The sequence below is a fragment of the Psychrobacter sp. M13 genome, from assembly GCF_030718935.1.
GTDB lineage: Bacteria > Pseudomonadota > Gammaproteobacteria > Pseudomonadales > Moraxellaceae > Psychrobacter > Psychrobacter immobilis_G.
This window is the reverse complement of sequence record NZ_CP132194.1, coordinates 1,621,488-1,636,666: the sequence shown is the minus strand read 5'-3', so window position 1 is coordinate 1,636,666 and position 15,179 is coordinate 1,621,488. Positions and strand designations below refer to the sequence as shown.

The following is a 15,179-nucleotide window of genomic DNA, read 5'->3' as shown; positions in this document are numbered from 1 at the left end:
TTATCTTAACAGAAAAAAATAGCAGCCACGACTGCAAAACATACCTTTATAAGTATTGTCATAGATGTTTTTATGAGTAACGATTTTCGTTTCGTTATCGGCGTTAATGCTTTTATTAACGTGACTGCCATTTCCTGCTTTTTACTCCTTCATCCTAATTAGATCGTCACTTATGTTTAAAATTATCCAGTCACACCGCACCGAGTATTTAGTAGATGAGTTATTGACTGCTTACAAGGCAAAGAACCAACCTATTTTTGCAGAATTTATCGTCATTGTACCTTCGATGGTGTTGGGCGATTGGTTGGATAAATCGATTGCCAGCCAAGCGGGTATTAGCACTCTGGTCACTACTACTTTTTGGGGGCAGTATCAGTGGACGCTGATGCAAAATGTGCTAAGCCGTCATAACGCCTATTTATTAGAGCTAGACCCTGGAGCGACAACCTTAAGTGTGCCTGAGGTAGCGGTGTTATCACCAACGGTCATGCAGTGGCGATTATTCGGTTATTTGACTTATTATCAAGAGTCGATTGTCAAAAATGAACAGCATCCTGTTCATCCGCTATTGGCATCGCTGATAGATGAGCCGCAACAACAAGCAGTCGAAGCAAATAAAGCGCAACAAGATACGCGTATTTGGCAGCTGGCAAGCGATTTGGCGCGGGTGTTTAACCGCTATTTGACCCATCGTGAAGATTGGTTAACGCTGTGGTCGCATAACAAGCCACTTAATGTCGATGAGCTAATAGCGGATAAGGATGAGCTGTCACTGCGTTTTGATAAATATGCACGTGGTACGCCTGAGTGGTTGGTTGAGCATTATGTGGAGTTGGAAGTGGCTCAGCGTTTTTTATGGTCGCAGCTCTTTGCCGATGTGCATCTGCACCGTGTGGCTCTTGAGGACACCTTTTGGTCGGCTTTAGAGAGCAATAAAGCTAATGAGCGCGAGCAATTGCCAAAAGTGCTGCGTATTTTTACTATTCAGCAACTGCCGCAGACTGAGCTCGACTTTCTACAGCGCTTATCGAAATATATGGATATCTTGCTACTGCACTACAATCCCTCCAAGCTATTTTGGGCGGATATTGTCGATAAGTCTTGGCTGCAACGCCAGCAGATTATTAATCCTGAAAGCGTGTTCCTGCGCGACTATGGGCATAGCTTGCTGTCGCGTCTGGGTAAACAGTCACGTGATACTTTTGCGATGCTGGCTAATTTGTCGGGCAATGAGCAATATCAAGATGAACTGGTAGAGTGGCAAGATAGCTTTGATGTTGGCGATAATGGCTTTAATGATGATTCAAATAGGGACTGGCATGATGAGTTTGATGTTGATGTTAACGTTAATAAAAGTGCTCAAGCTACGCAAAATAGTCCGAGTTTATTACGGCGTTTGCAAAATGATGTCTTAATGCTTGATGAGCAGTCGACCCAACAAGCGACCGCTGCAAAAGTGTCGCAGGAGGTAGGCAAGCAGATAGAGCTAGGCCTTGAACAACAGGATCAACAGGAGTCACAAACACCTTGGTATGACGATGAGGCATTAGAGAGTAAGCGCTTTGAGAAAGATCGCTTTTGGGCCATGTCTGCACAAGATAATAGCCTAAGCATACATTCGTGTCATAGCCTGCAACGTCAGCTTGAAGTACTGCGTATTATGATTGGGCGCTGGTTAAATGAACCTATCAAACTTGGCGAAAAAAAGCGCCATATATCGGACATCGTAGTACTGCTACCTGATGTTGAGCGCCATCATGCGCTGATTAGCTCTATTTTCGTCAGTGGTAAAGGTCAAGACGGCTTAACCTTGCCTGCCAAAGTCACGGGTGTGGTCGATGCCGATATTCGTCAGTTATGGGAAGCTATTATTGGCTTTTATAAGCTGCTCGGCAGTCATAGCGCTCGTTTTGAGGCGGCTGAGGTTTTGGATTGGTTGATGCTACCGCCGTTGTTTGAGAGCTTTGGGCTAACTCATGAGCAGATGAGCCGTGGTTGCGATTTGCTGGTAGAAGCGGGCTTTATCCGCGGCTTTGATGAATGGCACCTTAAGCAAACCCTAGACAGTAACGACTTTGATTATCGCTTTAGCTTTGCGCAAGCGCTAGATAGATTAGTATTAGGGCTAGTAATGCCAGAGGCCAGCTCAAGCGATTGCTTATATCCCTTAGCAGAGGAGGAGTGGCCGAGTACGGCAATGCCTGAGATGAGCTTACCGCTGCCACAAGTGAGCCTTAATGATGCCATGATCGTTGAAGCCCTTTGCCGTATTTATACTGGTTTGGTAGCGCGCCGTAATGATCATACCCAAAAGATAAAAGCAGAGGATTGGCTTGATCAGATTGAGACCCAAGTGATTCATCGTTATTTCGGTGATATTGATCAAACGCGTACTATGCGCGCTATTTATAATGCTATGAATGGCTTTAAATCTAGCCTGCGAGCCAATCGTCATTACAGACAATACTCTAGCAGCGACAGTGATAATAGTGCTAACAGTGCTAACAAAAAAGAAGTGGAGCAAAAGCTGGCAGGTGTTGAGCAGCTACCGCTCAAGCTGAGCTTTATGCTGGATAGTATCGAAGCCGAGCTTGAGAGTCAGCAAGTGAGTGCGGAGCCCACTGGCGTGATTACCTTTGGTAAATTTGGCGCCTTGAGGAACGTACCTTTTGAGCTGGTCGTTATGCTCAATATGGATCTGTCGGAATTCCCTGGGCGTGATCGTGACAATCGTTATGATTTGATGAAAGCTACTAACGCTCGCCGAGGTGACAGAGTCAGCGAAGATGATGATAATGGTGCGTTTTTGGATGCGCTGCTATGCGCGCGTAGTGCTTGCTGGATATTCTATAATGGTCAGAGCCTGACCGATACTCATGAGCACCTGCCAGCCAACCCAGTGAGTGAATTGCTACATTTTTTGCAAGGTGAAGTGCAGTGGCAAGTAAATTCTCTAGATTCACTAGACGTTTTACCTAAAAGCGTTGATTCAACTACTGAGAGCCTCAAGCGCTACTTACCTAAGTTGATTCAACAGTGGCTGGTCACTGAGCATCCTGCACTACCTTTTCATGAGAGTCTGTTCGAAACAGCCGTTGACACTGATGTTTATGAAAACACGGATGTCTCTGAGCAAGCGTCTCATAATATTAATAGCAATGAGAGTGCTGATCATACTCAAAGCGATGTTAAAGACCATAGCTCTGTTAGCAGCAGTAAAACGGATAGTATTGATGAGCTAGATGCTCTCTTAAATGCCGCCATGCGCAAGACGAAATTGGCTCAAAAAAAGCAGTTTCCTCCCGCACCGCTTTGGCAAACTGTCTTTAATACCTTAAAGGGACGCGTAGCTAGTGAAAATTTACCACAATTGGTTGGCTTGCCTACAAAGATACAGTATGAATCCATCGCTCAACTGCTTGGTCAAGGCTTAGGTCAGCTCGGACAAGTCGATAGTCAAACCTTGTCTGCATTGGCTGATATGCTGGCGCTAGACAGTATTTGTGATGGCAGTAGTCCCACCGCTCATTCTGAAACGCTTGATAAAACCCTTTTTGATAGCGTATTTAACATTGGCGAGATAGATGTTGAAGGGGTGCTCGCCTACCAAGTGCGTCATCCTACCAAGGCGTTTTTGCATACTCAAGAGGTGCATGTGGTGCAAGGCGAGGAGGCAATAGCGCAGCAAGAGCCACTGTTTTTGGACGGTTTGACGACTTATCAGATTAAGGAGCATCTGCTTAAGGAGCTGGCGAGCGATAATGATATTGCCAATAAGGTAACACAAAGCACTAGCCAAACTTTGATGTACCAAAAAATCATGCCAGCAGGGGTGGCTCGTCAAACGACCTTGCCGAATCAATATAAAAAGCTGCAACAGCAATGCTTAGCGTTTAAAGAGCAGTTAATCGCGAATGGCTTTGATGAGATTGGTTTAGTTAATCAGGGTGGACAAAACGGTATAGATGATGCAACAGCTTTGCAACTGCTTACCCCAACTACCGAACAACCGGTGCAGATAGAGCTGTCAGCTGTGCTAAATCTTACCGAGCATGAATCGCTACTCAAGCGACTACCTAAAGTTATTAAGATAAAAGGCTCAGTGCCAATACAAGTACCAATATTAGCACCAACATCAGAATCAACATCTATAAATAACAGCAACAGTCGCTCTCATCTACAGGCTGGCATGCCCTATGCTGATCGAACACCTAAATACTGGTTAAATATCCTCCCTAACTCTGCCGACCCTAAGCATCTACTCAAGTTTTGGTTAGCACATGTGTATTGGCAAGTTGCTAGACGTACTACTAGCGATCAAGTGGCCTTAGAGGATGGAGTAAGTATCTGGCGCTTCAATAAGCCCAGATCGGGCGTTAAGAAATATGAGAACGCAATTGCTTTTAAGTTAAAACCCATCTTATACGAAGAGGCAGTGGTTGAATTGGTCAAGTGGGCGATGTTTGCCAAGCTATCAGGCCAAGTACCCATTACCTTATTGCCAGAATATGCACTAAGTTATCTTGAAAAGCGTGTAAAAGCCGAAGAAGATCAAGAAGGCAGTTACTGGCCAAAACGAGCAGACTTCTCAGATTGGCTAAGAGCGAGCTACCATATAGACGCGGTATACGATACCTGTTCGCAGCATGCTATTTGGCAGTACGTCCTACGTGATCAAGATGCCTTTAAAGCGCTATCATCAGCGTTGATAACCTTAGCACAGCCACTATACGAGCCGATGTTTACTGCACTAGAGCCTTTACAGAATTAGATGGTCATATCAAATGACTGGTTTTAATATATAAATTTAATAAATAGCTTTAACGAATAATAATAAAAAGTGTGCGCTCCTATGACTGATTTAACCGACCTGACCTATATAAATAATATATCTACATTGCCACAACAGCTAGGTAATGATAGTGACGATATAAGTGAACGTAAAGCGGATGTTGTACCAGCCGTCGATGTTGCATTAACGGGTCGACATCTCATTGAGGCCTCAGCTGGTACAGGTAAGACTTGGACACTGACGGGTATCGTGCTACGTCTGTTGATTGAGGCAAGGCGTGCCCCCGAGCAAATCATTGCCACTACCTTTACTCGCGCCGCTGCTGCTGAGATGCGTCAGCGTATTCACGATCGCTTGGTAGAGTTTTATCAATTGCTACAGTGGGTCAATAGCTTGAGTGCTGATCTTAATAATAAGTCTGATTTATATCCTGATGTGTTACAGGTGACGCCTGAAAGTAGCAAGGATAAATTAGTAGATAAGGGCTCAAGGACAGACACAGGTTTAAGTGCTAAGACTAGCGCTGACGAGTTAAACCAAGATCTTGCTGATGATGAGAAGCATGATAAACAAGCCGCTACTAAAAAGAATGCTCAACTAAAAATAAAAGCAAAAAAAGATCGTGAGGATTGGTTAGTCGCTCAAGCTAAATATGTGCGCTTAGATGACATCATGCAAGACCCTATTAATCTGCATCTGGTCGGCTACTTGCTTGATCATGTTTACAGCTATCCTATGACAGAAGCCATTCGCCGTACGGCGCTGGTATTAACCACCTTGGACAAGCTTTTTGTCGGTACCCTTGATAGCTTGGCGCAAAAATGGTTGAAGGAGTACAGTAGCGAGACCGGTCATCAGCAAGGCATGGCTATTATTGAAGACAGCAGTATTGAGCAAGTGACTGACAGTATTGTTCATGATGAGCTGCGTCAGTTTCAAAGCCGACTGTATCATGAGCAGCCTAAATTGTATGCATTGATAGATCAGCAAGGTAAGCTGACGGCGGTTGGCGATCATAAAAGTTATGTGACTCGTTCGCTGAATTTTATTTCTGCGCCGATTAATGAGGTAAGGCTAGCAGATTTTGACTTTAGTTTATATGAGCAGTTACTGCATGAGTTTGCGACATTGGATTTGGCAGATATTCAGCCGTATTTAAATCTTGATTATCGAAAGTCTCAAGGATTTAACGGGCGCTCTAATTTAACGACACAGTTTGATGCCATTATTGAGGTACATCAAAAGATAGCGAAACATCAGCTGGTGTTTACCAATTATCTAAATGAACGTGAAAATAAGATTCTCACCTCATTGCAAGATTCTAGATATCCCAATGAAGAGGGTAAAATTAAGAATTTTAATAAGAATAGAGAAAAAGAGCATGAGGCGTTTTTCGCGTTAGAAACCATCAGTAAATTAATGGCTATCTTGGATATGGTTGATGGTTTAAATCAGCATATTGTAATGTTATTAGCCAATCTCAATCGCCATATTGTGCTTGCGGTACGTGACAGGCTGCCAGTTATATTAGAAGAGCGCGGTGAAACTACCTTTAGCTTGCAAATGGTACGCTTAAACCAAGCATTAACCGGTCGGCAAGGAGAGAAGCTGGCGCGTTATATTCGTCATCACTATCCAGTGGCATTGATTGATGAGTCGCAGGACATCAATGGCGAGCAAGCCATTATGATTGAAAGCATCTATTTGCCAAAGCGTAAACGTAAACCCTCGGCCAATGACAAGCTGGTTACTAGCAATAAAGCCAACCATGAGTTTTTGTTGTTGGTTGGTGATCCTAAACAGGCTATTTATGGGTTTCGAGGCGGTGATGTCGCCAACTACAATTATATGAAAGCCCAGTTTGAGAACAGCAGTATCTGGACGCTTAATATCAACCGTCGTTCAAACGCTAGTGTTATTAATGCCTTGAACTGCTGGTTCGGTATGCCGACCGCAAAGACAGCTGACAATAAGCTATCACAGCTAGGTAGTGGTATTTATTATCAACATATCAAAGCTGCAAGAACACAGAGCCAGCTGTCTTGGTCTAATGAGTTAGATCAAGACAGCCCTTTAGTCACTGAGGTGCTCTCTGCTCAGTCAGTAAGCTTATTACACTTGCCTTATGATAAAGAAAAAACGCTGGATTACGATGAGTTTGAGATCACCGCGCGCCATATTGCCACTTTACTCGGTAGTAATCAGACCCTAAAGGGAAAGCCTATCCAGCCAAGCGATATTGGTGTGCTGGCACGCACCAAAAAAGATCTAAAGCAGGTTGAGGATGAATTGGTTAAGCTCAAAGTACCGACTTTGACCACTAGCGATGTCAGTATCTTTGAGACTATCATGGTCGAAGACGTGGCTGCGCTACTCAGTGCTATGTTATATCCGTATCGCCATGACATGATTAATCGCGTGCTGACCAGTCATCTATATGGACTGAGCATTAAACAAGTCAAAGCCATGATGACGGATCATGATTCAGGGCTAACAGTGAATAGCTTTGATATAAGTAGCCTTGATATAAAAAGCACCTCCGCTGGTACTCATAAAAAAAGCTATCAAGACTTTATTACTTACCTCAAGGAAGGGGCGCAGCGCTGGCAGCACTTTGGTATCTTATCAGCACTGCATTACCTATTGGATAAAAGCCCCGTACAGCCGCAAGGAGTCTGGCAAGCATTAGCGGCTCATCCAGAAGGCGACCGTCATATCATGGATTTGCGTCATGTGATGGACATTATGGCGCAGTATGGCATAGGTATGGGTGAGCATGAGCTATTGGCTTGGTTCAGACAACATATAGACGCAGCTCCTAACAGTGACTGGGCCAAGCAATATCCGCTGCCTACCGAGTCTGGTGTACAACTGATGACTATTCACAAATCTAAGGGATTAGAATTTCCGATTGTCTATGCACTGGGTATGGGTGATGCCAGTCGCAAGTCAGGCAATAAAGAAGATTATGGGCTATATTTATACAACGCTCAACAAGCTGCATCAGCAAACTCAGATTTGACCTCCCAATCTACAGGAAATCAGCGACGTTTCTCACCCGTGCAAGGCTCTGCGACTACAGAAGGTTACTATACTGATATTGAGACCAAAGAAGACTTTGATGAGCTACGCAGGCTCGGCTATGTGGCCTTTACACGTGCCAGTGAGCAGCTTTATGTAGTGTTAAGAGACCCTAGTAATAAGACAAGTTTTGAATTAAAGCCAGTCTTCTACTGGTTTGATTCTCCAGAGGCAAAGTTTGAGATGCCTGATAGGCTTAAAGGCACTACAGGTATGCTCAGAGGGCATAATATTAATGAGTTCTATGATAATCACTATGGTCAGTCTGCTAAGTCTATAGGCTCGACAGCTAGTATTTATCACACGGCTACAAAGCCTATAACAGAAGCTATTGAGTACGCGTCTTTTTCAGAAGTCATGAAAACCGATTATTTCTATGGTTGGGCGAAGACCAGTTTTACCGCTTTAGCCCGTCAGTTAGATGACTCCACACAAGCGATGGCGGTGATGGATGAACGTATTGACGATGCTATAGATATTGATATGACAGAGACCTCAGCATCGGTCGAAGCGGTATCATCTAGTAAGGTAGAGCTTGCTGAATCCGTTAGTGAATTAAGTCTTAAGTCAGAGGACGATATTCGTTTTACCTTTGTAAAAGGCGCTAATGCTGGTACATTTTTGCATGAAATATTCGAAAAAATTGATTTTAATAATTCATCGCAGTGGTCTCAAGTTATCGATAGAGCGGTTAGCAGCTATCAGTTGCCATTGATATACAGTAGCGCTGAGCAACAAAGCCGACTATTACAGACGAAACAGTCAGCAGATAGTACTCTAGCCGATACCCAATCAATAGATACTGGTTCGGTAGATACTAGCAAACATCAGGCCTTGATAGACTGGATTGAAAAGGTGTTACAGTCGCCATTATTAGCATCCAATCAATCTTTAGGCTCTCTTGATGTGAGCCAAAGATTTGCTGAGTTAGATTTCAACATGGGGTTGTCAGAGCACTTTAAAGCGCAAGATATCAGTAGGTTGTTTCAGCAGTATCTGCCGAATGAGACAGATAAGCATGTGACTCTTATCACACAAAATAAAACGCACTTATATCGTTATTTACGTGGTGAAATTGATTTGGTATATGAGTACGCTGGCAAGTACTATGTTGTCGATTATAAGAGTAACTATTTAGGAAATAGCCTAAGCGATTATAATGAAGATACCCTTAAAAAGGCGATGTCAAAGGCAGGATATTGGTTACAAGCAGCGATTTACCAAGTAGCCTTGCATCGATTTCTTTCGATGAGAGTGAGTGATTATCAAGGTAATGAGGATAAATACTTAGGTGCTGTCGAATATGTCTTTTTACGGGGCGTATATGATTCAGATTCTCAGTCAGCTACTGACGACTCACCAGAAACCAAGGTATTACCAAAAGTTAATAACCCTGATCACAGCCATTCCATGCATAATGAGCGCTACGGACTAGTCACTTGGGATATCCCGATCGACTTTGTCAAGGCTTTAGATGCATTGTTTGGCCTGCCAGAATCGTAGGCTTTAAAAATTAATTAGATAACGATCTAAATAAAGCGTTAAATAAATAATAACTATATCTAAGCATATAACGAGCAATAATTTATGAGCAGTAACTTATGAGTAATACTAACAGTAAGAGCAGGGCGGCAGTTAGCTTGCAAGAAAGCTGGGCTAGTAATATTAGTGACTATATTTTGCTACGTCGTCAGCAGACGCATTCAGCCTATAAAGCAACTGATACAACAACGATTCATGCTGATAGCCAGCAGATAGATAAGATAGCAGACAGTGGCTTATTTAGCGCGTTATTCGTTGTACTGGCGACCCATTTGGAAGAGGGGCATACCGTATTAACGATTGAGGCAGCTGAGCAAGAGCAGCCGCTACAAGGACAAGTCAATGGCGAGGTAGTTGCTCTATACCGTTGGCAGCAGCAACTAATAGAGAGGTTAGCCGCGCCAATCCTAGCGCTAATTGATACTCAGATGGTTACTCGGGAAACAGTTATTCAAGAAACAGTTGCTCAAGAAGAAGGTACTACAGCTATATTATCACTATTTGATTTGTTAGATATTTTGTTTGCTAAGCAAGCTCAGCTATGGGCACAGCTAGCACTTAGCAACCATGAAAAAGAGAGATTACTCAAGTGTTTTGAGAGTGTCTCTGCGCTCTATCAGTTGTTAAAAAATACCGACTTAAGCATTCTCGTTCAGCTGATTGTTGAGTACTCTTTATTTGCTAACGTCAATGCTGATATAAATGATAATGATAATGATAATAAAAATAGCCTAAGCAAAATAAATGAACCTGTCATCTACCAACTGATAAATAACAAAAACGCAGTTGGTAGAACGGTATCACTCACTTTTTGGTTGCATCGCACATGGCAAGCGGAGTTTAATTTAGCCAATAATATTGGCAATATTTTAGATCAGCAGGTAATACCTTTAGAGCTATCATTACCCGAAAATCTAAACGAGCAGCAGGTGACAGCTATTACTGTGGCTAATAATAATACTTTTAGTATCATTACTGGTGGCCCTGGTACTGGCAAGACATATACCGTTGCTCAGTTAGTAATGGCGCTACAACAAGCCACAGAGAGTAGGGGAGATGATCGTGAAAGTATTAGATTCAGCACAGACAGTGCTAGTCTAGCATTAGCGGCACCGACGGGTAAGGCGGCCCAGCGAATGCAGGAATCTTTACAGTCGGCCATAGATGCAGCGGATATAGAGCTGCAGCTGCAAGAAGCTAAGACTATCCATCGCTTATTAGGCATTGGTCGCACAGGCAGACCACGTTATGACGCTAATAATCCACTTGGTGAAGATATTATTATCGTCGATGAAGCATCAATGTTAGGAGTAGAGCTGGCTAACTATCTTGTGAGTGCAGTAAAGCCTGGCGCAAGGCTGATATTGTTAGGAGATGCGAACCAGTTGGCAGCGGTAGACGCAGGGGCTGTATTGGCTGATTTGTGCCATATTCCAGTATTACAACCTATTCACGTAGAGTTGACAGAGAGTCGCCGATTCAGTGCTGACTCTGGTATCGGTAAGCTTGCTTATCAAATAAATAGAGCAAACACAGATACCCAAGCTATTTGGCAGTTGTTGAAAAGCGATGCAGCGCTGAGGTTTCAGAATGTAAATAACATGAATACAATACAGGCCGCAGCATCTAAAGACAATGATAAAAAAAATAGCCTAAGCAACGAAAAAATTCTAAAAAAAATATCTTCAAGTTATCAAAACTTCATAAAAGAAGTTAAACGTTTACAGAATAACTCGGTAGAAAAATCTATGCCAGATTCAATGGAAAATACAGTTGCTTCATTAATGAAAGCATTTAATCAATTTAGAGTACTTAGTGCAGGTCATAATGGCGAATGGGGTGATCACTATATTAATAATTACCTTACCCAGTGGCATCTTACCGAGTTGAAGCTGCCCTTAGGTCAGAATACTTGGTTTCACGGTCGTCCTGTGATGGTTCTACAGAACAACTATGAGCTAGGATTATTTAATGGCGATATCGGTTTTTGCTTACAAATAGGAGAGGGTAACAGTCGACTTGAAGTATTCTTTGAGAATAAAGCACAGGGAATTGCGGTCGACTTACTAAATGATGAGGTCATTGCTACCGCGTATGCGATGACTATTCATAAATCACAAGGGTCTGAATTTGATCACGTGGCAATCGCTTTTGATAATAGTCATGTAAGATTACTGAGCAAAGAGCTTATTTATACCGCAGTAACACGAGCCAAAAAACAAGTCACTATATACAGCACAAAACACGCTTTTGAAAAGGCTGTGCAAACACCAACTAAGCGCCATACAGGGTTAGCGCTACAGTTTGATAATATTATGAAATAGCATGATTTATAGCAATAAAAAAGCATCCAATTTGGATGCTTTTTTATTATTTTACTGATTCAATCAAAACTTGCTAAATTTATACTTTATCTTCTTTAATAGCATAGATGCCTGGCAAGTGGCGCAAATAACCATGGTAGTCCATACCACAGCCGTATACATAGCGATCAGCCACATTGATACCGACAAAATCAACGTCAAAATCTTGAGTTTTGCGGTCATGCTCTTTATTGAGTAGCACACAACATTCAATAGATGCAGGATCTTCTTTACTTAGGTCTTCTACGATTGTTTGTAGAGTAATACCTTCATCAAAAATATCGTCAATGAGCAGTACGTGCTCACCCTTAATGTTTACCTCAGGCTTAAACTTCCAATCCAGCTCATTAGTACCTTCGTTATCACGATAACGAGTCGCATGAATGTAGTGCATACGATGATAGAAGGTAAGGTGAGTGAGCAGTTGCCCCGCTGGAATAAGACCACCATTCATGACAACCATCACGATAGGATTAAGACCAACATAATGCAGGTTGAGCTGGGCTGCAAGGCGCTCATAAGCAGCGGCAACTTCGATACTGCTAATTAAACATTCTGAGTTACGTAAGGTTTTTTCGATTTCTTGATTACTGATCTGAGTCATAGGATGCGCCTTCGGTGAAAAGTGCTGCTTATTTTAGCAAGGTTTAACAGGTTTGCCTATAAAACCTTGCTATCCAAAAAAAATAGTCTGCTGCTAATAACTTTTAATAGCAGCGCTGCGAAAGATTAGTCGGCTTTGACAACGATAAAAGGACGGTAATAGTTTGCTAAACGATTTAACGAGCTATCAGGTAGATCTGGTAGTAGTTTATTAAGCGCCATGTTCATACCTTTATCGATAGCGGCTTTAGCGACAGGCACAGATTTGCGCTTTATCATGCCCAGTTTGAGTGTTTCAGCAAAGCGAGTGACAAAATGGGTCAAGGTCGCCTCATTCATCGTTTCAAGCGCTTCTCTGAATTTTGCCGCATCAACATTATCAGGGGTAACCGCTGCAAAACCTGCAACGATCGTTTGCGTATCTTCATCGCTAAGCTTGAAGCCCACTCGACTAGCACCTTCATTATCTATAAAAGTAGCCTGATCTCTTAAAAAGTTAAAGCTTGGTATAATATCTTCATTATTCTCTTTACCTAATAGAATGTTCAACATAGTATCAGCCGCTTTTTCAATAGTGGTGATCACTTTACGCATAGCCACTTGGCGCTCAGGATTAGGGATGTTATCGATCAGTCCCTCCAGTAAGTTATCGATAAGATCATGAGCGGTCTGGTGGGTCAATGCATCGCGATAAGGATAATAATCAACTTGCTCATCAGACTGTTTAACTTGTTCAGCTTCTGCAGCCAACTGTTTTAATTTATCTGAGGGTATAAATCCAAAATAATGTGCCATTGTGCTACCTATAGTAGTAATTTTAGTTGTGATAACTTAATTAAAAATTATAGCTATTATACTGATTTATTAGCGTTACATTGTATGTCAAATCATTTACAATCCTATTTTAATGTTGACGTGCCAGTCAATAGTTGACAGTAGTCGTTTTGGAAATACTAATTTTTTGGACTCTTGGGTTCACTATAATAAACTTGTAGACAAATAACTGTCTTATTCTATATGGACAGCGCTAAGTTCAAAAGGAGCAGTAAAATGAATAGTGCTATTGTACTCGTTGTCGGTGTCGCTTTGATGCTATGCGGTTATGCTTTTTATTCAAAATTCATAGCGAGTAAGATTTTAGGATTAGATAATAGTATTCCCACGCCAGCCCATACGATGAAAGATGGGGTGGATTATGTACCTACCAATAAGTTCGTCTTATGGGGACATCACTTTACCTCAGTAGCAGGAGCCGCTCCTATTATCGGTCCTGCAATCGCGGTGATTTGGGGTTGGTTACCTGCGGTGATTTGGGTAGTGTTTGGCACGATATTTATGGCAGGTATCCATGATATGTCAGCGATTTGGGCTAGTATGCGCAATCGCGGTCAGTCCATCGGCTCTATCGCTGGTACCGTTATGGGTACGCGAGTGCGCAGCCTGATGATGGTAGTTATTTTCTTATTACTGCTCATGGTTAATGCCGTATTTGGTGTTGCTATTGCCAATATGATGATTAAAACGCCATCTGCTGTATTACCTGTATGGGGTGCTTTAGTTGTAGCCTTTATTATCGGTCAGTGTATTTATCGCTATAACATGAGCCTTGTTTGGGTCTCTATTATTGGGGTTACTGCGCTATATGGGCTGATTTATCTAGGGCCTATGTTCCCATTCGTTCTACCTGAAACCTTTATGGGTCTTCCAGACAATGCGGTTTGGATCATTATTCTATTTGCTTATGCGGCAGTCGCATCATTGCTACCTGTCTGGATGCTATTGCAGCCTCGAGATTATATTAATGGCTTGCAGCTATTCGTTGGTTTGATTTTATTATATGCCGCAATCTTTATTTCAACGCCTGATATTGTCGCGCCAGCGATCAATACTGACTTACCGATGAGTGCTCCCTCTATCGTGCCGCTATTGTTTGTGACGATTGCCTGTGGTGCTATATCAGGATTCCATGGTTTAGTCGCAACAGGGACAACCTCTAAACAAATCGATAAAGAAGAAGACGCGCGATTCGTGGGCTACTTTGGTGCTTTGGGCGAGGGCATGTTAGCGCTTGGCGCTATCTTAGCGGCGACAGCAGGCTTTGCGACGCTTGGTGATTGGCAAGCGGTGTATCAAAACTTTGGTGACGGCTCTATCGGTGCCTTTATCGATGGTGGTGCTACTATTTTGAGTAATGGCATTGGGATTGATATGGTGTTATCACAAACTATGCTAACAGTAATGGCTGCATTATTTGCAGGTACTACTATGGATACAGGCGTACGTTTGCAGCGTTATATCTTCCAAGAGTTCGGTGAATTTTATAACTTGCCAGCATTGACTAAAGGCTGGATCGCTACTTTACTAGCCGTAGGAACTTGTCTGCTACTAGCTTTTGGCGCAGGCGGTATCGATGGAGCGGGCGGAATGATTATCTGGCCGTTGTTCGGTACGACGAATCAGTTAATGGCTGCTCTGACATTAATGATTGTGACGGTTATCTTATTACGTAAGGGTAAGACCGTTTGGTATACTTTAGCGCCATTATGTTTCTTACTAGTTATGACATTATTTGCCTTGCTGATTCAACTCAAAACTTTCTATGATGATGGTAACTGGCTATTAATCATCATGGATTTAGTCATTCTGATCGCCTCAGTGTTAGTTACTTTAGAGAGCTTCTCAGTACTGCGCCGAGAATGGAGCGAACATAAAGGTAAACATAAGACTTAATATATAAATGGTTATCAGTAAAAATAAAACGTTGGCAATTGCTGGCGTTTTTTTATGATGCGAATTTT

Annotated in this window: 6 protein-coding genes; 4 read left to right on the top strand and 2 right to left on the bottom strand. The window is 42.5% G+C overall.

Annotated elements, in window-relative coordinates:
• The first annotated feature begins 172 nt into the window (after window positions 1-172).
• From Q9G97_RS06855 to recD, 3 genes are all read left to right on the top strand, one after another.
• Window positions 173-4,771 carry an exodeoxyribonuclease V subunit gamma gene (locus Q9G97_RS06855; RefSeq protein ID WP_305898184.1) on the top strand — a complete coding sequence of 1,533 codons (4,599 nt, stop codon included), beginning with the start codon at window positions 173-175 and terminating at the stop codon, window positions 4,769-4,771.
• Between the two features lie 81 nt (window positions 4,772-4,852).
• Window positions 4,853-9,376, top strand: coding sequence for a UvrD-helicase domain-containing protein (locus tag Q9G97_RS06850; protein WP_305898183.1), 4,524 nt, complete (start codon window positions 4,853-4,855; stop codon window positions 9,374-9,376).
• A 98-nt stretch (window positions 9,377-9,474) separates the two neighbouring features.
• A complete protein-coding gene (gene recD / locus Q9G97_RS06845) occupies window positions 9,475-11,739 on the top strand; it encodes an exodeoxyribonuclease V subunit alpha (protein WP_305898182.1) in 2,265 nt (754 codons plus the stop codon).
• Window positions 11,740-11,818: 79 nt separating this feature from the next.
• Here the strand turns inward: recD and Q9G97_RS06840 are convergent, their stop codons facing one another.
• Together Q9G97_RS06840 and Q9G97_RS06835 are read right to left on the bottom strand one after the other, a co-directional pair.
• Window positions 11,819-12,382 carry a hypoxanthine-guanine phosphoribosyltransferase gene (locus Q9G97_RS06840; protein WP_201573425.1) on the bottom strand — a complete coding sequence of 188 codons (564 nt, stop codon included), beginning with the start codon at window positions 12,380-12,382 and terminating at the stop codon, window positions 11,819-11,821.
• A 125-nt stretch (window positions 12,383-12,507) separates the two neighbouring features.
• Window positions 12,508-13,176, bottom strand: a complete 669-nt coding sequence (locus Q9G97_RS06835) for a hypothetical protein (protein WP_305898181.1) — start codon at window positions 13,174-13,176, stop codon at window positions 12,508-12,510.
• A gap of 255 nt (window positions 13,177-13,431) precedes the next feature.
• Between Q9G97_RS06835 and Q9G97_RS06830 the strand changes: the two genes are divergently transcribed.
• Window positions 13,432-15,111 (top strand): carbon starvation protein A, encoded by a 1,680-nt coding sequence (locus tag Q9G97_RS06830; protein WP_305898180.1) that lies wholly within the window; start codon window positions 13,432-13,434, stop codon window positions 15,109-15,111.
• Window positions 15,112-15,179: the final 68 nt, after the last annotated feature.